Annotated in this window: 19 protein-coding genes and 1 pseudogene; 8 read left to right on the forward strand and 12 right to left on the reverse strand. The window is 61.9% G+C overall.

The annotated features are described in order from the left end of the window. Positions 1 to 3: 3 nt before the first annotated feature. Together RE429_RS24155 and RE429_RS24160 are read right to left on the reverse strand one after the other, a co-directional pair. Positions 4 to 1,611: a terminase large subunit gene (locus RE429_RS24155; protein WP_414474314.1), complete on the reverse strand. Its 1,608-nt coding sequence runs from the start codon at positions 1,609 to 1,611 to the stop codon at positions 4 to 6. Further along, positions 1,580 to 1,840, reverse strand: coding sequence for a P27 family phage terminase small subunit (locus RE429_RS24160; RefSeq protein ID WP_414474315.1), 261 nt, complete (start codon positions 1,838 to 1,840; stop codon positions 1,580 to 1,582). Before RE429_RS24160 ends, RE429_RS24155 begins: the two co-directional genes overlap by 32 nt. Before the next feature lie 116 nt (positions 1,841 to 1,956). Here RE429_RS24160 and istA point away from each other — a divergent pair, with 116 nt between their 5' ends. Both istA and istB read left to right on the forward strand, forming a co-directional pair. Then, positions 1,957 to 3,246 carry an IS21 family transposase gene (gene istA / locus RE429_RS24165; RefSeq protein ID WP_414471375.1) on the forward strand — a complete coding sequence of 430 codons (1,290 nt, stop codon included), beginning with the start codon at positions 1,957 to 1,959 and terminating at the stop codon, positions 3,244 to 3,246. Further along, positions 3,246 to 4,052, forward strand: a complete 807-nt coding sequence (gene istB / locus RE429_RS24170; protein WP_414474316.1) for an IS21-like element helper ATPase IstB — start codon at positions 3,246 to 3,248, stop codon at positions 4,050 to 4,052. The genes istA and istB overlap by 1 nt, the downstream gene beginning before the upstream one ends. A gap of 165 nt (positions 4,053 to 4,217) precedes the next feature. Here istB and RE429_RS24175 read toward each other — a convergent pair whose 3' ends face one another. The 6 genes from RE429_RS24175 to RE429_RS24200 form a co-directional block, all read right to left on the reverse strand. Further along, positions 4,218 to 4,535 (reverse strand): phage head closure protein, encoded by a 318-nt coding sequence (locus RE429_RS24175; RefSeq protein ID WP_414474317.1) that lies wholly within the window; start codon positions 4,533 to 4,535, stop codon positions 4,218 to 4,220. Next, the gene (locus RE429_RS24180; RefSeq protein WP_414474318.1) at positions 4,535 to 5,125 is read right to left on the reverse strand and encodes a head-tail connector protein; all 591 of its coding nucleotides are present in this window, start codon (positions 5,123 to 5,125) and stop codon (positions 4,535 to 4,537) included. Before RE429_RS24180 ends, RE429_RS24175 begins: the two co-directional genes overlap by 1 nt. A 520-nt stretch (positions 5,126 to 5,645) precedes the next feature. Next, positions 5,646 to 6,017 (reverse strand): hypothetical protein, encoded by a 372-nt coding sequence (locus tag RE429_RS24185; RefSeq protein WP_414474319.1) that lies wholly within the window; start codon positions 6,015 to 6,017, stop codon positions 5,646 to 5,648. A gap of 29 nt (positions 6,018 to 6,046) precedes the next feature. Then, a complete protein-coding gene (locus tag RE429_RS24190; RefSeq protein ID WP_414474320.1) occupies positions 6,047 to 7,237 on the reverse strand; it encodes a phage major capsid protein in 1,191 nt (396 codons plus the stop codon). A gap of 7 nt (positions 7,238 to 7,244) precedes the next feature. Beyond that, entirely contained in the window at positions 7,245 to 7,784 is a 540-nt protein-coding gene (locus tag RE429_RS24195; protein WP_414474321.1) for an HK97 family phage prohead protease, read from the reverse strand. Then, on the reverse strand, positions 7,781 to 8,995 hold the full coding sequence (locus RE429_RS24200) for a phage portal protein (protein WP_414474322.1): 1,215 nt from the start codon (positions 8,993 to 8,995) through the stop codon (positions 7,781 to 7,783). Before RE429_RS24200 ends, RE429_RS24195 begins: the two co-directional genes overlap by 4 nt. Before the next feature lie 261 nt (positions 8,996 to 9,256). Between RE429_RS24200 and RE429_RS24205 the strand changes: the two genes are divergently transcribed. Continuing rightward, positions 9,257 to 9,541 carry a hypothetical protein gene (locus RE429_RS24205; protein ID WP_414474323.1) on the forward strand — a complete coding sequence of 95 codons (285 nt, stop codon included), beginning with the start codon at positions 9,257 to 9,259 and terminating at the stop codon, positions 9,539 to 9,541. A 38-nt stretch (positions 9,542 to 9,579) separates the two neighbouring features. On the opposite strand, the gene RE429_RS24210 is transcribed toward RE429_RS24205, so the two are convergent. The 4 genes and pseudogenes from RE429_RS24210 to RE429_RS24225 all read right to left on the reverse strand — a co-directional run bounded on the left by RE429_RS24210 (position 9,580) and on the right by RE429_RS24225 (position 12,721). Further along, positions 9,580 to 9,990, reverse strand: a complete 411-nt coding sequence (locus RE429_RS24210) for a hypothetical protein (RefSeq protein WP_414474324.1) — start codon at positions 9,988 to 9,990, stop codon at positions 9,580 to 9,582. 98 nt (positions 9,991 to 10,088) lie between these two features. Beyond that, positions 10,089 to 11,186: an AAA family ATPase gene (locus RE429_RS24215; protein WP_414474325.1), complete on the reverse strand. Its 1,098-nt coding sequence runs from the start codon at positions 11,184 to 11,186 to the stop codon at positions 10,089 to 10,091. After that, entirely contained in the window at positions 11,183 to 11,416 is a 234-nt protein-coding gene (locus RE429_RS24220; protein ID WP_414474326.1) for a hypothetical protein, read from the reverse strand. The genes RE429_RS24215 and RE429_RS24220 overlap by 4 nt, the downstream gene beginning before the upstream one ends. Before the next feature lie 550 nt (positions 11,417 to 11,966). After that, positions 11,967 to 12,721, reverse strand: a pseudogene (locus RE429_RS24225) (IS5 family transposase). A gap of 74 nt (positions 12,722 to 12,795) precedes the next feature. Between RE429_RS24225 and RE429_RS24230 the strand changes: the two are divergent. The 5 genes from RE429_RS24230 (at position 12,796) to RE429_RS24250 (ending at position 18,557) form a co-directional block, all read left to right on the forward strand. Continuing rightward, entirely contained in the window at positions 12,796 to 12,948 is a 153-nt protein-coding gene (locus tag RE429_RS24230; protein ID WP_414474327.1) for a hypothetical protein, read from the forward strand. Positions 12,949 to 13,041: 93 nt separating this feature from the next. Next, positions 13,042 to 13,782, forward strand: a complete 741-nt coding sequence (locus RE429_RS24235) for a class I SAM-dependent methyltransferase (protein ID WP_414474328.1) — start codon at positions 13,042 to 13,044, stop codon at positions 13,780 to 13,782. 1,968 nt (positions 13,783 to 15,750) lie between these two features. Beyond that, complete coding sequence (locus RE429_RS24240) at positions 15,751 to 16,095, forward strand: DUF6634 family protein (RefSeq protein WP_414475904.1); 345 nt, start codon at positions 15,751 to 15,753, stop codon at positions 16,093 to 16,095. A gap of 247 nt (positions 16,096 to 16,342) precedes the next feature. Next, positions 16,343 to 17,038 (forward strand): CBS domain-containing protein, encoded by a 696-nt coding sequence (locus tag RE429_RS24245; protein WP_414474329.1) that lies wholly within the window; start codon positions 16,343 to 16,345, stop codon positions 17,036 to 17,038. Positions 17,039 to 17,561: 523 nt separating this feature from the next. After that, entirely contained in the window at positions 17,562 to 18,557 is a 996-nt protein-coding gene (locus RE429_RS24250) for a phasin family protein (protein ID WP_414474330.1), read from the forward strand. The last annotated feature ends 90 nt before the right edge of the window (positions 18,558 to 18,647 follow it).

The following is an 18,647-nucleotide window of genomic DNA, read 5'->3' on the forward strand; positions in this document are numbered from 1 at the left end:
GCCTCACACAAAGAGCAGACCGTGGGGCCGCTCGTCCTCGTCCTCGTAGATGGATGGTCCCCCACCGCCCGCGTCAGCTCGGCCTGTCGCCATGGCCGCTGCCACGATGCAGTCGATCGCCTTGGTGCTCTTCTTCTTCGACAGGTAGGGAAGCCCGGTGTCGCCGTAGATCGGCACGGCATTCTGCACGCACCACCGCAGCACAGGATGGCCGCCATGCCGGAAGCGGCGGGCAATGATGGCCTTCTGCATCTCGTTGTAGAACGGTCCCATTGTGAGAGGCCGCTGGGGCAACTCGACGGCCGGCAGATCATCCGCAATCAGGTTCGCCATGATCTTCGCCGCGAACTTCGGATCGAAGGCGATCTCCTGCACGTCGTAGGTGTCGTACAGCTCGCGGATCTTGGCCTCGATCACACCGTCATCGATCAGGTCGCCTGGGATCACGGTGAGCGATCCCTCCTCACGCCATTGCTGCCAAGGGATATCCGGCTCTTCCTGCATCCGGCGCTTGAAGGCTGCCTCCGGAAGGAAGGGGAATGTCAGAACCTGATGGCCGCCGTCCTCGTGAGGAAATGCCGCTACGATGGCCGTCAGGTCGTAGCTCTTGGACATGTCGACCGCGATCCAGCAGGTTTTGCCCTCAAGAGCGTCCTCATTGATGGGATCGGAGGCCTCGTCATAGACGGCCATCTCGACCCAACCAGCCGCGCTGCCGTCCGCCCATACGTTCAGGTGTGTCTGCTTGAATCCTTCCCGCAGCTTCGGGAGCTCCCGGGCAAGCCGTGCCTCGGCCCGCAGCTCGTCCAGATCGGGGAAGCCTTCGTCCAGGCCGGGGTTCACTAGGCGCCAGAGTTCTTCATCGTCCCAATCCGCGCGGGCATCCGCCTGGAACAGGATCGGCAGGAATGAGGGATCCTTCGTCGGGTCGTTGTGGCACCTGAGGGCATACTGGAACAGGTCCCAGCAGATCCCCTCCGGCCGCTCGCCTGCCGTGGTGATGACGATCGTCAGGGAGACGGGTGTTTTGGAGGCACCTGTCTTCAGAGCATTCCAGAGGCTGAAGCCGCGCCACACGTGGAGCTCGTCCGCGAGGACGAAGATGGGCGTCTTGCCGTGCTGCGCGTCCCCGTCTGCCGAGATCGCGACGTAGTTGCTCCGGCTCTTCTTGTGCTCGATCCGGTTCTTGGTGTCCCGCAGCCGGGTTGCATCCAGCAGCCGCGGATCGGAGCGGATGATGTCTGAGGCCTCGTCGAAGGCAAGGCGGGCCTGTGTTCTGTCGCTGGCTGCCGAGACCACCTGACCGCCCGGGCGCTGTTCCGGCCCGATCGTGTGACCAAGGGCGAGGACGGAGGCGAGTGTAGTTTTGCGGGCTCCTCGAGGCAGGAGAATGAAGACGGTCTTGACCTGGCGCTTGCCGCTCTCGTCGGACGGGCCATAGATCCGCTCGATGATCCGGCGCTGCCACTTGGACCTGAGAGGGCGCTTGTCGGGTCCATCCGCTTTCGGATGCCGGAGAATATCCGCGAACTGGAGCATGCGGGCGGCCCGGCCGTGCGGGTCGGGGATAGGGGTGTCGTCAAATACCCAGTTCGGAATAAGGGTCGTCATAGCCCTCTTCTCCCTCGGGTGGCTGTCCTGCCTTCATGCGTGAAGCGGGCGTGAGGCCCAGCTCCGCAGCAAGGCGGCGTTGCTCTGTCAGTGCCTGGAACATGGTTTGAATTGCGGGATGCCGCTTTGTCCCTGTATTCGTGTTGATGGTGTCACCTTCGCTCGTGATGGTCGCCTGAGAGCGACGGACGGTGCCGGCAGCAAGGCAATAGGCCTCAACCGTGCCCATGTCGGTATCCGTGAGAACCTTGCGCTTGATCAGGCTGGGGAGAATGTCGTCCGAATTGAGAAACTGACCCCCTGACGAAAGGAAGACCTGACCCCTCCTTGGCAAAGGAGGAATAGATGTCGATTGGGGTTTCAGTGGATCCTGCATTGTCGCGCACGATGCGGGGAGACGAGATGCTTCAGGCTGAGGAGGTGGCTGCGATGCTGCGGCTGCATGGGCTTGGCTGGGGTGCCAAGCGGCTGGCGAAAGAATTTGGGTGCGCGCGCAATACGGTGCGGCGCTATCTGCGCCAGGGCGGGGCTGTTGTTTTCCGCAAGCCCGTGCGCCGGACTGTTTTCGACGGGCTGGATGAGTGGCTGCGGGAGCGCTTCTTCCGGCATAGCGGCAACGCCGACGTGGTGCGCCAGGAACTGGCGAGCGAGCACGGCATCGTCATCGGGCTTCGCTCGGTGGAACTGCGGGTGCAGCGCTGGCGCCGGGAGTTGAAGGCGCAGATGCGGGCTACCGTGCGGTTTGAGACGGCCCCGGGCCAGCAGATGCAGATCGACTTCGGCGACACGCGGGTGTGGATCGGCGGTGAGCGGGTGCGGGTGCACCTGTTCGTGGCAACGCTTGGCTACTCGCGCCGGCTGCATATTCGACCCTCCCTGCGCGAGCGCCAGGCGGACTGGTTCGAGGGCATGGAAGGCGCCTTTTTGCGCTTCGGCGGGGTTCCAGCGGAAGTGCTGTTCGACAATCCCAAGGCGCTCGTCGAGCATCACGATGCGGCCACCCGGGAGGTGCGGTTCAACGGGCGGCTGCATGCCTTTGCCCGCTACTGGGGATTTGCACCCCGCGCGTGTGCGCCCTACCGGGCGCGCACGAAGGGAAAGGACGAGCGCGGGGTCGGCTACGTCAAGAAGAATGCCATTGCCGGCCGCCGGTTCGAGAGCTGGGCCGCCCTCGAGGCGCATCTGGATCGATGGACGCGTGAGGTCGCTGATCAGCGGGTGCATGGCACCACCGGCGTGGCTCCGGCAGAGCGCTTTGCGGACGAGGCCGGGGCACTTCGTCCCCTCGGCGGGCGGGCGCCGTTCGGGCAGCTGCGGGATCTGGTGCGCAAGGTTCAGGCTGACTGCGCGATCGACCTGGACACGAACAGCTACTCGGTGCCCTGGCGGCTGATCGGGGAGAGCGTCCAGGTCGTGGTGCTGGGCGGACGCGTGATCGTGCGTCATGCGGGCGAGGTCGTCGCCGATCATGCCCTGTGCCGGGGCCGCCGCCAACGGATTGTCGAGCGTGCGCATCTGGCCGGCGTGGTCGGCGCCGCGGGGCCGGTGCGGTCGGCGCCGACGGACATCGTTGTGCCGCCCGCCCTGCTGCGGCCGCTGGCCGAGTATGAGGCGCTGGTGGGAGGAGGCTGGTGATGACGGCCATCGATCACGAGGCGCTGGTGGCGATGCTCGATCGGCTCAAGCTGACGGCGATCCGCGACCAGCTCGAGCTCGACACGCTGCTGGACGAGGCGGCTCGGTCGGACATGACCTTGCGCGAGGCCCTGGCGTTCCTGGTCCGGTGCGAGATCGCACGGCGCGACGAGCGGCGGATCGCCATGGCGAGCAAGATCGCCCAGTTCCCGTTCGTGCGCGAGCTCGACGGCTTTGACTTCGACGCGCAGCCGTCGCTGGATCCGCGACAGGTCCGGGAGTTGGCCACCTGCCGCTGGATTGCGCATGGGGATGCGGTCTTGCTTTTAGGGCCGCCGGGCACCGGCAAAACTCATCTGGCGGTCGCTCTCGGACGCGAGGCGATCCGGCAGACCTATAGCGTGCAGTTCGTCACGGCCGCGACGCTGGTGGCAATGCTGGCCAAGGCCCATGACGATGGCTTGCTCGACAAGCAGCTGACGATCTTGGCGCGGCCGAAACTGCTGATCATCGACGAACTTGGCTATCTGCCGTTTGAGGCCAATGCGGCGCATCTGTTCTTCCAGCTGGTGTCGCGCCGCTACGAGCGGGGCTCGATCCTGATCACCTCCAATCGCTCCGTGGGCGAATGGGGATCAGTTTTTGGGGACGCCGTCGTGGCGACAGCGATATTGGATCGCCTGCTTCATCATTCGACGGTGATCACCATCCGCGGCGATAGCTACCGGCTTCGTGAAAAGCGCCGATCCGGCCTTCTGCAGAAGGCCGGAGTAGCCCTCGAAACTGAGGGAGACACAAAGCGATGAGAGGGGGTCAAACCTTCAATTCGCCCAAGGGGTCAATTCTTCGGTTCGGTTGACAGAGAATGCGCTTCCACTCTTCCTTGGCCTCGTCAGGCAGCCAGGTCGGCGGGCGCGGTACCTTGGAGAGGCCTCCCTCGATCATCTGAAAGTTTGGCTTGCGACCGCGCATCAGGCACCCGTCGCAATGGTGTGAAGCTCGATCCCTTCACGGCGGCCGAGTTCGCGTACCTCGTGAATATCGTGCTGCCGACCGTCGTAGATGACGCGGTGAGCCGTGGTGATCCCTCCCATCCACCGAATGCGGAAGACCACGCGGCGCTCGGGTGTGACGGCGGCTGCCTGGATGAACTCCCGGCCGCTTTCCTGCTGTACGGCAGCCCAGACGTTCGCCATCTCGGCCCAGGTCGGAATCTCATTGCCGTACCCGTCGTCCTGCGTCGTGAAGTGCTCGATCGAGATCCTGCGATCCATGAGGCCTGCGCGCATCAGAACGCCCTCATGCGGTAATCGGCAATCAGATCCTGCCAGCCGATCGGCGTCTCGATCATGGAGCCGGATGCGACCGTGACGGCCTCCCGGTTCTCGTAGAGGTGACCGACAAGCATCTTGATTGCGGTGCGGATGGGCTCCGGAATGTCCTCCGGGGCATCGCCATAGCCTGCCGTGAAGGTGACGGAGACACTGCCGGGTGAATACGGGATCAATGGCCATGCACGGCCGCGCACGGGGCTGATGGAGCCAAGTTCATCATCTTGCAGGCCCGCTACCATGTAGGCATCCGGTGCGAGGGCCTGCTCGGTCCCCGTCGCGTCCCTGTAGATGATGGCACTCACTGCGCTCACGGGGGCGAGGGGGAACACGATCTCTCGGGAGAAGCCGTCTAAGGTCGCCTTCCACTGCTGAGTGATCAGGCACCGCCCCAGCAGGCCCCGCGGGCCGTCCAGCTTCTGTCTGGCTGTCGCGATGAGGCTTGTGAGGAGTTCGTCCTCAAGGTTGTTCGTGACGCGAAGATGATCCTTCACCTCGTCCAGGGTGACGGGCTCCGCAGCCGGAGGAGTGATGAGTGTCAGCCTCATGTCTGAATCCTTCGCCCGAATGCGCCCTCGGACAGGACGGCCTTTCGGCTGTTGCAGCGGCGGTTCATGGGCTGCCAATTAGATCGGCTCCAGAACAGGCGCTTGTCGCCTTTATGGGCTACCTTGTGATCGACCATGTCGGCAGCCTTGCCGCAGCCGCAGGCGCAGACGGGATTGCCAAGAGAGGCGAGGAAAGCCTTGCTCTCGCGCGCCCACTTTGTGTCGTAGCCACGTTCGCGGGCACTGCCCCGAGCTGCGTCAACTCGGCGCTGGTTTTCTCGTTTCCGTTGCACCTGGCACTGGCACATTGCGCCGGCAGAAACTTTGCTTCCGCAACTGCATATCCGGGGCGCTCGTACTGTCATCAGGTCCTCTCAGAAGGGGTATGAGGGATCGGGTATCGCTTCCCCGATCCCTGTGGCGATCTCGTCACCTTGACCCCTTTCGAACAGATCGTTGGGCGGTGGGGAGATGACTTTCCGCTGTTGGCCGGATCGCATCGGCCTCGAAGACGGCCGCCCTAAGCTCCGCGCCGATGGCCGAGGATAGCCATCACGGCAATGCCTGTAGCCTTCGTGCTTTTTCCTTTCGGGAGGAGAGACAGGCGCACATAGCGACGCTGTCCCGTGGTGCCTCCGGTGTAGCCGAATGGGGCATCAAGCCCGACCTCGCCCAGCATGTTGTCAGGGCGCACGAGTTCCCATTCCTTGCCGTCGTCGCTGTGTTCCATGGCGACATCGAAGCCGCTGGAACTGCTACCCTCCGCCATGGAGATGGCGAAGGTGAGCGAGTCATAGCCAGCCGTGTCGACGGCCTTGCCCTCTGCCTTCCCGGAATAGGAGCCCGGCTCGATTACAGGGACCACTTTGATGTTGCTGCGATTGTCACGCATGGGCTGTCCTCCTGTGAGGGGAAGCGGCCTTAGGAGGCCGCCACCTTCACTTTCACGAAGCGGTCGGGATGGGTGACGTCACCACCCACGCGCTTGCGGGCGTGGAACGTCGTGATGCCGTTGCGGGCGCGGGTGTAGGGATCGCGCAGGACGGAGAGGCCGATGCGGTCCACGATCCGGTAGCCGGACCAGTCACCGAACACGATCGGGAAGGCTCCGGCCGCGACGTCGGGCATGTCCACCGCCTCGATGATCGGACGGCCCAGGAGGGCCGACGGAGCGCCTTCCGTGACCGGGTTCATCAGCAGGTAGCGGCCCTGTCCGTCCTTCCACTGGCTCATGATGCCCATGGTGTTGCGGTTCATCAGCCAGGCGCCGCGCTGCGCATAAGCCGACGGCAAGGCATAGTAGGCCTTCACGATGGCGTCGGCCGGGTTCGTGGCCGCGAAGCCACCAGCCGCACCCGTCAGGATCTCGGGAATGCCCGTCGCCGTGAGGATGCCGCGCGGCTGCTTGGTACCCGTGCCGGCAACAAAGGCGGCGCCCTCTTTCTTGCCGAAGGACTCGGCGTAATCGAGACGGAGCTCTTCCTCGAGGTTATAGGCATTGTCCTCCAGGAGCTGATTCGACACTTCCGTGAAGGTCGCAAGCTCCCAAGGGGTGAGGCTCATCTGGTCGAAGACAGGCTCAGAGGCCGTGCGGTCCTCGATCTCGTCGACCCAATGGGCCGTCGTTCCGGACACGCGGCGGGGATAGCGGATCTCGGGGCCCGTGATCTGCACCACGCGGGCGTAGTTCCGGATGGGCGAGAACTCCACCATGTCCTTGAAGAGCTCGGTGCCGATGGTCTCCGGAGCGAGGTAGCCAGCCGAAGGATCATTGGCGACGGTGAGCGTCTTCACCTCGTCCGGGGACATGCGTTCAATGCCGCGACGGAGGAAGGACTCGAAGGCCTTGCGCTCCTGATCGTCGTCCGTCTTGGTCGTGCTACCGCCCGGGCGATTGAGCTTTGTCTCCAGCTCGTCGGCGCGATCCTTGGCTGCCTTCACCTCGTTCTGGAGGCCGGAGAGCTTCTGCTCGAAGGTCGTCTGGAGCTCGGAAATGGCGGCCGCGACGTCGGCCGGATCGCCCTCTTCCTTCAGTTCAATGGTTGCGCTCTTGGTTTCGAGCGCCCGGAGGGAGACTGCGCTCAGGAGCGCAGGAGTAGGAAAGTGCTTCATGTGTTCCTCACAGTGAGCGGAGCGCCGCCGTGGCGCGGTTCAGAGCGGCAACAATAGATCGGGCCCGCTCGGTTTCTTGCTCGCCTTTGATCGCCGAGACAGTCGCATCGGGGAGCATGGGGAAGGTCACGATTGAGATCTCTCGCAGATCGACTTCATCGAGGTACCGAACGCCCTTTTGGCGATCGATGGTGTCTTTCAGGGTGCGGTAGCCGATGGAGAGGCCATCCAGGGCCCCTTCCTTCATCAGCGCATAGGTCTCGGCGCCCTTCGACGTCTCGCGGATCAGGCGGCCCTTCACATGCAGGCCTTTGCTGTCCTCAGAGAGAGCAAGCCACACGCCAATCGGCTCATCCATGAAGTGCTGCCGGAGCATTTTCACCTTGTTCGCCGGGCGCGTCGTGAGAGACTTCGTGAAGGCTCCCTTGCGCACCACGTCGCGGCCGAGATCCACCTTGCCCCAAAGGCTGGCATAGCCCTCGAATTGGCCGCCGTCAGAGACAGCCTTGGTGTCGAGTTCAAGCCCAAAACCGCTTTCGATCTTCATTCTTCGGTCTCCTCGGGAGGATTGTCAGAGGCGGCCTGAACGTTCGGGTTGATGAACTCGTCGCCGCCGTCATAGGGCGGGCGGTTCTCCATGGCGCGGGCCTCGTTCGGGTTGATCACCCGGGACGTGATGAGTTGCGAGTAGGCGGCTGCGCGGGCCGCGAGATCGGCGCGCTGGAAGTCGTCCACCAGGAACTCCGAGAAGAACTTCTGCCGTTCGTCCTTCGTGAACACGGCGCGGCGCAGAGCCCCTTCCCACTGCTTCAGCCAGGGCATGAGCGTGTAGGTGAGGAAAACCCGGCCCATCTCTTCCGAGTTCGACCAGGTGGCGCGCCCCAGCTCCATCAGGAGGTGCGGAGGCACGCGGAAGATGCGGGCGATCTGCTCAATCTGGAACTTGTTGAGCTCCAGGAACTGCATGTCGACGGAGTTGAAGCTCAGAGGCTCAAAGCTCATGTCCTCCTCGAGGACAGCCGTGCCGCCTGCGCTGTCTCCCGAATGCGCCGAATTCCATGCCGCCCGGATGCGAGACACGGCATCCCGGGAGAGCTTTCCAGCCAACTTCAGGACGCCACTCGGCCGGCCGCCATTGCCGAGGAGGCGGGCGGCATGGCGTTCTTGCGCGATGGCGATACCGATGGCCTCGGCTGCCAGCTTCACGGGGCTCTTGCCGAGAATGCCGTCCGTCGAGAGGCTGCGAATGTGGATGATCTGATCGTGCGTGAAGATCCTCTTCGCTTTGCCTTCCATCAGCACATAGCGAGGGACTGTTCCATCCGTCTCGACAGTGATGGCAGTCGGGTTGAGGCGGATGACCTCGCGGACCGTGCCGCCGACCCGGTTTACGAACCCATAGCCATTGCCGTGCAGGAGGACGTCCGTCTGAAGCTGGAGCTTCAGGTCATAGGCGCTCTGCCATTCGTTCGCATCGTCGTGCAGGAGGGCATAGGCCGGGTGATCCAGGGCCCGTTCCTTCGTGCCGTTCTCGCCGCGCTGGTAGGTGATGAGGGGGAGCTGCGCGACGGCCTCGGCAATGACGCGGACCGCACAGGCGACGGCAGGAACCCGAAGAGCGCTCTCAGCCGAGACAGTAATGCCGGAGGCCGTGCCAGGCAGAGCACCGAAGAGGGCTAGAAGTTCCTCGCTGGGCGCAGCAAGCGTCCAGCTTTTCGCTTCCTGCTCGTCAGACTTCTTACGCCGCCAGTGGAACATAATCTCTCCGAAACTGAAGAGATTATGTGCCTGAATGCCTTATCTCAGAAGGGTTTGAGCCCCACGAACTGCGGGCAACTTCGGCCAACTTCGTGCATGCCCTTTTAGATTTGCTCAATTTCCGGTGTGTCTCGCGGGAAGGAGGGGCGTCGGTCCCGGGCTAAAAGCCCAAAGTTGTGACCCTGCCCCGGGCGAAGCCTCTCGGGCCATCAATGTCATTGCATCACGACCTTGCTCTCATTAAAGGGGCTGCTCCTTATCATGGGGGTAGAAGTGGAATTCTCTGGTCTCAAGTTCGCAATCATCATCTTCCAGGCAGTCAGCGTGATTGCTGGCGCATTGTCCGCAGGCGCCTGGGCTTGGTCTGCATACCTTGCACGCGGGCAACCAGGCGGATGGGACAATGATGCTGCGGTGACTAAGAGCACGCGGAAGCAGGCGAAATGGAATGCATTGGGCGCTACATTCGCGGCTATCTCTGTCTTTCTCCAAGCTCTTGCTTTGGCAATCAGCACCTATATCGAGTATATGAACGCTCATTCGTAAAACTATCCGTATAAGGCCTCCAGTGACCTTCGAATCCCTTACGCGGGCGATAGGTACCGCTGGAGGCCTGCGTCCTCATCGACCTGATCGTCCTCAGCCCGGCCTCTCTCGAGGTCCTGAGCCTCTCTCAATCCCATTGGTATCGTGCTGCCCACCCACTCCGCATCGGTGCCGCCAAGGGCACGGTAGGCCTCACGAGCATGCTGCATCATGGCATGGCGCAGGCTGTCATCCTCAATGGTAAGACCTCGGCGCGTGTCGGTCGCCTCCAGCCTCGGAGGCCACACGACCAAGCCGCTCTTGGGTGTGCGCACGAACGCGCAGCCTTTCATGCCAATGCCGTTCGCCACACAATCGAAGTAGGCCAGAACAATGAAGCCATTCCTCCCGGCCTTGGGCTTGGCCACGCGGGTCAGGCCTGTGATAGTGACGGCGTTGTTGGGGTTCATGGTCTTACTCCTCACTAACTATGTTCTTCATCTGGCCTGCTTCTGATCTCGCGCGAGCGTAGCCCCCGATAAGATCGATAAGAAAGTAAGATTGAGAGCTATTCATCGACCCAACCCTCAATCGCGTCACCCTCTCCATTCCTTATCTTCTTATCGTTCTTATTGGGGGTAGAGGTCTGAACCTCGATAAGATCGGCTCGGCTGGGATGGATGTATCGGCCTCGCTTCGCCTTCAGTACCTCTCCGGCCTTGGCCATCTTGTAGAGGAGCTGATCGATGTTGTTCCGGTCGGCTCCCGTAGCGATGGAGATTTCACGCGGCCCCATCGGCTCATCGGCGTCGTGCAGTACCTCGAGGATGGCGGATCGCTCGTCTGTCCGTCGCACCTCCGATGCTTGTCCAAGGATGAACCACCGGCAATCACCCGTATTGAACTCGACTGCGCTCTCGATCTCCTCGATATCGCGGCCGCGCCCGTAGATAGTGGCGCCATTGCTGTCCCGGTCGAGGACAATGGTCGTGTCGGCTGCACCTGAGAGGCCTAGGGTGCCGCTTACCTTTTCGAACGGGTCCACATCGCTGCCACCCTTGCGGGTGTGATGCACTACGACGATTGCCACACGGTGTTCCGAGGCCAAGGCCTGCAAGCCTTTGATAGCATGGTAATCGGCCTCGTACATGTTCTCCTTGTCACCGCGTACCGGTTTGAACATGGCCAGCACGTCCACGATCACGAGGCGAGGATGTCGGACATTCTTGATCCAATCTCGGATCGCATCGAGCCCGCCCTCGTTTGCCCGCGGGCATTCGGTGGCGTAGTGGAAGTTCTCAGGCCAGTCAGCAAGCGGCCCGAGAACTTTGTCCATACGCTTTTGGAGCCGGCGCTCGTTGTCTTCGAGCGCCAGATATAAAACGTCACCTTGTTCGCAAAGAACGCCGCCCAGGCAGGCCTCGCCCATGGCCACGGCCAAGCCCATTTCGAGCACAAGCCAAGACTTGCCTAGCTTCGGGCGGCCCGCCAGCAAGGTGCATCCCTCCGCGATATAGCCGGGCACCACGTACTTGATTGGCTCAAATTCCTTCTGCCGGAGCCGATAGGCAGAGGAAAACCGGACCTTGGTCGGAGGCTCAGCATTCAACGGGCTGAGGCGGTCAAGGTCGATTTCATCGAAATGATCTAGTTCGAGCGCGCTCACGAGCGGCCTCCATTCTGCTGCTCTAGCTGATCGCGCCAGCGAACGAGAACTCGCCAGGACTCGCGCATGTGTTCGTGCGCGTGACGTGCGTATCGGGATGCGCCGAAGGTATCACCTACTGCGGTCGCCCGAGCTGCCAGGTCAGCGAACTCGGCGATGAGGATGAGGTGCTGCGCATAATCGCGCTGGGCTGCCTCTGCCGGTGAGGATAAGGAGATATGCTCAGCCATGAACCACCTCCCAGCCTTGGAAGTGGCGCCGGTCATCACTCCAGATCGGAATGAAGCTTGCTAGGGGAGGGGACTTTGTCCTAAATTCTTTCTCGGAAGTTTTAGCGGGCTTCCTGACGCTATTGCCGCTGCCCTGGGCTCCAACCCCCAGGGTGGCGGTTTCCTTTTGTAGTGTTCGATTGTCCCTCACGAGACGTTCCTTTCATCCTGATGGACGAGGAACGTGAGGCAACTAAATCAATGGCTTGCCTGAGCTTCCCAAGCTGAATGTCGTGGGTTCGATTCCCATCGCCCGCTCCACTCTTTTGGTTTATAACTCAAGCCCTTAGAGGATGGTCGCTGTATCGGGGTGGAGCATCTGCTGCGGCGGATACAACATTCATACAACGAGGGGTTGCTGTACCCTTCCAAAAAGAATCATCCCGAATCCCTAAAACCCAGCGGATATCGGTAGACCTATCGCTCAGAAGCGAATGGGTCATAGGTCCAAGACTTGCCTGTGCTGCCAAATGTTTCCGGGAAAACAAGCTCTGTCTAGGCTCAGGACTCGTTAATCGAGGTAGAAGGCGACGGCCGCTGCGATGCAGATGGCCGAGAAGAAGGTGGGGCGCAGCGGTCATAGCGGGTCGCGATCCGGCGCCAGTCCTTGAGTTTGGCGAACATGTTCTCAACCTTATGACGCTGGCGATACAGCGCCTTGTCGTAGGCAATCGGCACTTTCCGGTTCTTGGTCGGTGGAATGCAGGCCGTAATGTTCTTCTCGACAAGAGCCTTCCGGAACCAGTTGCTGTCGTAGCCTCTCGGCAATCAGCGCCGAGCCAGAAGGCAATGCTTCCAACATGAGCCGAGCACCCTTATGGTCGCTCATCTGACCCTCGGACAGCAGCAGGATGATGGGGCGACCCGTCTCATCGCAGACCGCATGGAGCTTGGAGTTCAACCCGCCTTTCGTGCGGCCGATGCGGCGAGGTAAATCCCCCCTTTGAGCAGGCTTGCAGCAGTGCGGTGAGCCTTGAGATGGGTGCAGTCAATCATGAGCCGGTCTGGCCGCCCGGCTTCAGCGGCCAAGCTCGCGAAGATGCGTTCGAAAATGCCCATCCGCGACCAGCGGACGAGCCTGTTATACAGTGTCTTGTGGGCACCATAGACCTCGGGAGCATCACGCCATCGCAATCCGTTCCGGATCACATGAATGATCCCACTAATCACACGGCGGTCGTCCACACGGGGGACGCCACGCGAGCGCGGGAAATAGGGCTTGAGGCGCGTGAGCTGAGCCTCCGTGAGCCAGAATTTGTCAGACATCGGCAGGTCCTCCTGCCGCACTTGAATCACGGTGCGAAGGAAGATGGAACCCTGCCCCGCCAAGGGCGGGCTGTATGGCCAAAGCAGCAACCATGCCGTGCCGCAGGCTTGACACTGCCCGAGGTCTCGCCAAGATGTCGGCCATGGTCGAGAAGGACACCCATATTGTCGCCCGGTTGGCCGGCATCCCCAAGGCGGGGTGCCGGGATGTCGACCACGCAAACTGAACACGCGGATCGCCAACCCTGGCCTCGCCCCTCGCGGACGAGGTCCTTCGGCTTTGAAACGTGCCTCGTCCTCCCTTCACTATGGAGTTAACAATGGCACAGAATATCTACGACAATCCCAATTTCTTCGCTGGCTACAGCCAATTGCCGCGACAGGTGTATGGGCTGGACGGTGCGCCCGAATGGCCAGCGATCCGGGCCATGCTGCCCGCGCTTGCTGGCAAGCGCGTGGTCGATTTAGGGTGCGGCTTCGGCTGGGCCTCGCGCTGGATGCGCGCGCAAGGCGCAGTCTCGGTGCTTGGCCTTGATCTGTCGCAGAATATGATTGCCCGCGCTAAGGCCGATACCTCGGACCCCGCCATTGAATATCGGATCGCGGATCTCGAGACGCTGGAACTGCCCGAGGCGGCTTTCGATCTCGTCTACAGCGCCCTGACGTTCCACTATGTCGAGGACTTCCGGCGCCTCATGCGCATGATCAATAAGGCGCTGGTTCCCGGCGGAGATCTGGTCTTTACGGCCGAGCATCCGATTTTCATGGCTGCGGCGCATCCGCATTGGATCATCGACGAAGACGGCCGCAAGACCTGGCCGGTCAACGGCTATTCACTTGAGGGCGAGCGCCGCACGGACTGGTTCACCAAGGGCGTGTTGAAGTATCACCGGACCCTCGGCACGACGCTCAACACGCTGATCGATGCGGGCTTCGAGCTGCGCCGGGTCGAGGAATTCGCACCGACGCGCGAACAGATCGAGCAGTTGCCTGAACTGGCCGAAGAGCTCGAACGGCCGATGATGCTTCTAGTCTCCGCTCGAAAGATAGAAACGCGCTAGGACCAAGCCGCCCGTGCCACATGACACGGGCGGCTACCGGTTTGACTGACACTTTAACATCTACGGCGGTATAGGGTGCAGCCATCTGACGCTTTCGATCAATTATGGGTCCTGACCTTAGGGAGTCCTGTTTCCTGGCGAGCAGGCGAGGCCAAGAAACTGGTTGAAGTGGGCTCTACCGCGTGATCTGAGGCAAAAGGGTATCCAGGTTGTCTCCACGCGATGTGGCGGAGGTGTTCGCGTGCCCGTTGGGCTGCACCTATAGCAGTCAACCCAGCCGATCAATTTTGCATCCTTAGCTTCTCTCCAGTGAGGGTGTGAGTCCTGCCAAGCCTCTGACCGTTAACCCCATATAAAGCGTGTTTGCCGGTCACGCTTGCAAGAGCGATGGAATCCTATCTCGGAGCCTGTGTGCTTGCTCAACTGCCCGGGGATCCGATCCTTGCTTGAAGGAAGACAAGCCCGGGGGATCAACTACTTCCCAGGTTTCCTTGCCGCTGCACTGAGTAGTTCTGAGACGGAACACCGACACGTAGGACCCGGCTCCCGGGATTACCGATTGACGGCATCTAGGTTTTACCTGGCTCGGCCGGTTGTACCTTGCGTACCCTTCCATCGGCCTCATTCGAAACTTCACCCCAGGCTGTCTAATCAGCAGCGTTTGGTCTTCTCTGATGCGCGCGTGAGCCAACATTTCATCAATGCGATGTCGCTCTCCGTTCCCTACTTGGCCATCATGAGGCGTGGCTTTCGATGTAGGCAGGAATTGGAGGCAGGGTACATATTACAAGACGTACGACGCCATAGCTACCGGCGCCAGCCGGATAGCAAAGTCTGCTCACCATGGCTCAGACGCGACGACGATCGAAAGTCAGTCGCGCATACCCTTGAAAGAGTTCCACAGCGCACGAACGGATGGATTCGATCCTATTGATTCCAGGTCCGGGAATACCAACAGCGCTGCGGGAATCCTAACGGCGGTATGGGAAGATGAACCCGGGGAAACCACTACCAACCGCCCGGACGGCCGCCTGAGCAAGCCGTAGAAGCGGGGCCGTGACTCGAACGCAGGATCCGGTGCTCCCGGATTCCTTGCTACCCAGGAGGAAGTCATGGATTTATTCGTCTTTGCAGGCCAGGCGCAAGGGGCAGGGCGGACCACATGCAGCATCCAGTTCGCGGCCGGAGCGTGCGAACTGGGACGGCGCCCGCTGCATCTTCAGGTGCTTTCATCCAAGCACCCACCAGTGCTTCATGGCGTCGATGGCGTCCCTTTTGATACGGCAACGATTCCCGGCGCAGATCCCACAACGGTCGCCGCACACATCCGGCGCCATGTCGAATCGCGGCCGAGCGGCCAACCGATCATTGTTGACATGCCTGCCCAGCCAGTCCGTGACACGGTGGCGATGCTTGCTTGGATGGATGCGCATGTCCTGCTGCCAATGCAATCGAGCTCGAAGAGAGCGCGTGCAGCCGCCAAGGATTACAGAAAAGCTGTGAACACCTGGGGCCAAGCCTCCATGAACCGCAAGGGCCCCCCCTTCTTGGACTGGAGGTTTAAGATATCAGTCCTGCCGATTGGGTGGCCACCATGCTTCAGTGACGATTGGGAGTTCACAGCCATGCTAGTGTTCCGTGAGCTCGTTCCGTTGCTGACGAAGCCGCTCCCTCTCATTCGTCCTGGGATTCCTGCGCTTGCTCCAGAGATACTATGTCTGAACCAGATAGGCGGAGGTAGCCGCTTCGCCATGGCTCCGGCCGAGCGGAGTGCAGCCCGAGAGCTGGCTCGGGCCATCTTCGAGCAATCAGTGTTCCCATACTGAGCCCAAGCTTCTGGGCAAAACGCTCTTTGGAGCATTCAACCTTTCACAACGAGACGAGCCCGTCGCGCCCCATTCCCCTTAATTCCCCTTAATCCTTAACCATGGCGGTGGGCTTGGCATGTCTCCAATCAAAGGGTTTTCGATGTTCGTAATATCCAACAAGCGCGAGCTGAATCGCGCGAAGGTCACCGAGGAGATCGAGCGTCTTCACCGGCTTGCAGCCGATCTTGGCGCTCTTCGGGATGGGCACGGCCCTACTGCCGCCGACCTCAGCAGTGCTCCTATTCTCGATCACTGGACGTGCGCGAGCGCACCTGCCTTGCGCCTCATCGGGCTTGTGTCCGACCATCCGCTGCTGCCGGGCGCTGGCCGTCCTATCGTCACCTCTGATCTCTGGGTCCTAGCCGAGGATCAGGGATGGGCCAGGACGCGGTCGCGCTGGTATCGGCTTGGCCAACGCCGTGCTCCGCTTGGTCGAATATCTTGATCAGCGTGGGTGGAGTGATGTCCTTGGATGGGCCATCCAAGAAGCAGACAGTCCACGCCGCTGCTCCTGCCGTTCTGTGGCTTTGACATCCGACGGGAAAGCTGCGGGATCGGCTGAGCGGGAGTAGACTGGCCCGATCGGAGGGAAGGCTCTCGCAGGCGTAAGCGCCACGACGTCGAGCTCCCCATCAAGAACGCGGCGAGTTCCCGCCTTCCGAGAAATGCGACCCGATCATCAGGAGGAACCCATGATTGTTGAAGCTGTCATGACCACACCGGTGATCAGCGTCGAGCCGTCCACCACCATCGCCGAAGCCGCAAAGCTCATGCTGGCGGAGCGGATCAGCGGCCTTCCCGTCACGACGCGAGACGGCATGCTGGCCGGGATGATCAGCGAAGGCGATCTTTTGCGCAGAGGGGAGCTCGGCACCGAACGCAGGCGGTCCTCATGGCTCGAATTCCTCGTCGGTCCGGGCAAGCTGGCCGATGAATACGTGCGGACCCATGGCCGCAGGGTCGAGCAGGTGATGTCGACGGATCCCGTGACGACACGCCGGGATGCGCTGCTCGAAGAGGTCGTCACGGCGATGAGCCGCCACCAGATCAAGCGGCTGCCGGTGCTCGAGAACGGCAAGGTGGTCGGGATCGTGGCCCGCTCCGACGTGTTGCGGGCGCTCGCGCGGACCCTGCCGACGGCCTCCCCCGCCACCATTGCCGATGATGAGATCCGGAAGGCCGTGCTGGCGGAACTCGACAAGCAGAGCTGGGGCGGCAGGTTCATCCGGGTGCATGTCGAGAATGGCGTGGTGAGCCTGACCGGCGCCATCCTCGATGAGCGCGAGCGACAGGCCGCCAAGGTCGTGGCTGAGAACGTGCCTGGGGTGCAGGCGGTGACGGATCAGTTGACGTGGTTCGAGCTGCCCGCGGGGATTTTGATGGGATAGTGGGCCTTCCTCCGGAGGAGAGCGGGGCGCACGAGCAAGCCGAGTGAGAAGCCCGGCTGACCGGCTGGTGCACGAGCCGAGTCGATCGATGCGAGCATGCCGAGAGATTCGTCTTGCGACCGATCGCCAAGGTGTTGTTGAAGCGGATCGTCCTCTGCGTCGCCGCATTGCGCGGGACACCGTGGGATCGCCCCGCAGGATTGTCTTCCGTGATCTCTAAACAGCCGCAGCCTTGTTCGCCTTCGCGACGGAACGGGCCGGAACATCAGGGGCGATCGCCACTTAACGTGGATCGTGAAAAGCAATCACTGGCTGTGCTGCGGGCGGCCAGGGCTCAGGGTCAAGCGCCCTGGAACTTCAGTAGCAACGTGACACCAGACGAGTCAGCCGACGGCAGGCACAGAGTACCGCCGTCTGCTCAGGCGTCTGTGTGGCGCGTTTTGGTTCAAGCGGGACTAATGTCATGCCACATGGCCCAAGCACGAGAGCTTGGGACCGTGTCATTTCACAGGTGCAAGGACAGATGACGACGACCAGACGGTTCAGCCAAGCCCCGCCGGACAAGGCGAATGAGCTTTTCGACAAGCTGCTCGCCACGTCGGAGAATGCAGTCAAAACTCGTGAGCGTCTCTTCCAAGATCTTAAGCAGGAGCTGGAGCTCTTGGCGGCCCTAGAGGAGGAGCATCTCTTTCCCGTGCTGCGCCGGCACGGAATGCAGGATCTCGTGCACGCGGCCAGCAACGACAATCGGGAAATCAGCGCGCTCCTAGCCGAACTTGAGCGCATGCCGAAGAACAGCAGCGACTTCCTGGGCAAGGTCGCCGAGCTGAGGCGCATCTTTCAGCAGCATATCCGAGACGACCGGAAGGAACTGCTTCCCGCGATGCTCAAGGTCCTGAGCGACGAGGAAGCCAATGCGGTCGCAGAGCAAGTGGAGGACGAGATGGCAAACCTTGACGAGCTGAAGCGCAACGAAGCCCGCCGCGGCCGCGAGCAGGTCGAAACCGTCCAGCGCGTGACGGAGGACATGGCGGACACCCTGCGCGCTGGCATGGAAGGCGCCCAGACCATGGCGCGCGCTATGCAGGAGGCGCTGGAGGCCAGCTTGGGTGCCTTCTCGGAGCTCACCCGCCGCTCGACCGGGCAAACCATGCAGATGTTGGGCTATCCGGGTGCGGAGGCGCAGGAGCAGACGGAAGAGACCTCGCACAATCTCCGGACCGTCGCGCAGTCGAGCACTGCCCTGGCCCATGGCCTCGAGGGCATTTCCCGTGAGGCGTTCGAGCTGAGCCAGCGGCGCTGGCAGAAGAACCTCGAACACCTGAATGCCCTGGCCCGCTGCCGGTCGGTCACGGACCTGGCGGCGGTTCAAAGCTCACTGATGCGCGACACCCTGGAGCAGACGGTCGAGAACAGTCGTCATCTCGCCGAACTCGCCATTCGCATAGCCGATGAGGCCACGCGGACGATGACGGCCCAGGCCGAGACATCCGCCCAGCGGATCCGCCGCGTCGCCTGAACCTCGGCTGGATGAAACAACACCGCCGCTCCCGGCTGAACACCGGGCGCGGCGGTGCGTTGGAAAGCACTGCGGGTGCGAATAGGCGGG

It is taken from the genome of Microvirga sp. M2 (assembly GCF_047497095.1).
Taxonomy (GTDB): Bacteria; Pseudomonadota; Alphaproteobacteria; order Rhizobiales; family Beijerinckiaceae; genus Microvirga.

Coding starts and splice junctions, on each gene's coding strand:
- RE429_RS24155 (WP_414474314.1), bottom strand. CDS start 1,611: ATGACGACCCTTATTCCGAACTGGGTATTTGACGACACCCCTATCCCC.
- RE429_RS24185 (WP_414474319.1), bottom strand. CDS start 6,017: ATGCGTGACAATCGCAGCAACATCAAAGTGGTCCCTGTAATCGAGCCG.
- RE429_RS24245 (WP_414474329.1), top strand. CDS start 16,343: ATGATTGTTGAAGCTGTCATGACCACACCGGTGATCAGCGTCGAGCCG.
- RE429_RS24240 (WP_414475904.1), top strand. CDS start 15,751: ATGTTCGTAATATCCAACAAGCGCGAGCTGAATCGCGCGAAGGTCACC.
- istA (WP_414471375.1), top strand. CDS start 1,957: ATGTCGATTGGGGTTTCAGTGGATCCTGCATTGTCGCGCACGATGCGG.
- istB (WP_414474316.1), top strand. CDS start 3,246: ATGACGGCCATCGATCACGAGGCGCTGGTGGCGATGCTCGATCGGCTC.
- RE429_RS24250 (WP_414474330.1), top strand. CDS start 17,562: ATGACGACGACCAGACGGTTCAGCCAAGCCCCGCCGGACAAGGCGAAT.
- RE429_RS24235 (WP_414474328.1), top strand. CDS start 13,042: ATGGCACAGAATATCTACGACAATCCCAATTTCTTCGCTGGCTACAGC.
- RE429_RS24160 (WP_414474315.1), bottom strand. CDS start 1,840: ATGGGCACGGTTGAGGCCTATTGCCTTGCTGCCGGCACCGTCCGTCGC.
- RE429_RS24220 (WP_414474326.1), bottom strand. CDS start 11,416: ATGGCTGAGCATATCTCCTTATCCTCACCGGCAGAGGCAGCCCAGCGC.
- RE429_RS24195 (WP_414474321.1), bottom strand. CDS start 7,784: ATGAAGATCGAAAGCGGTTTTGGGCTTGAACTCGACACCAAGGCTGTC.
- RE429_RS24210 (WP_414474324.1), bottom strand. CDS start 9,990: ATGAACCCCAACAACGCCGTCACTATCACAGGCCTGACCCGCGTGGCC.
- RE429_RS24230 (WP_414474327.1), top strand. CDS start 12,796: ATGGCCAAAGCAGCAACCATGCCGTGCCGCAGGCTTGACACTGCCCGA.
- RE429_RS24180 (WP_414474318.1), bottom strand. CDS start 5,125: ATGAGGCTGACACTCATCACTCCTCCGGCTGCGGAGCCCGTCACCCTG.
- RE429_RS24205 (WP_414474323.1), top strand. CDS start 9,257: ATGGGGGTAGAAGTGGAATTCTCTGGTCTCAAGTTCGCAATCATCATC.
- RE429_RS24200 (WP_414474322.1), bottom strand. CDS start 8,995: ATGTTCCACTGGCGGCGTAAGAAGTCTGACGAGCAGGAAGCGAAAAGC.
- RE429_RS24190 (WP_414474320.1), bottom strand. CDS start 7,237: ATGAAGCACTTTCCTACTCCTGCGCTCCTGAGCGCAGTCTCCCTCCGG.
- RE429_RS24175 (WP_414474317.1), bottom strand. CDS start 4,535: ATGCGCGCAGGCCTCATGGATCGCAGGATCTCGATCGAGCACTTCACG.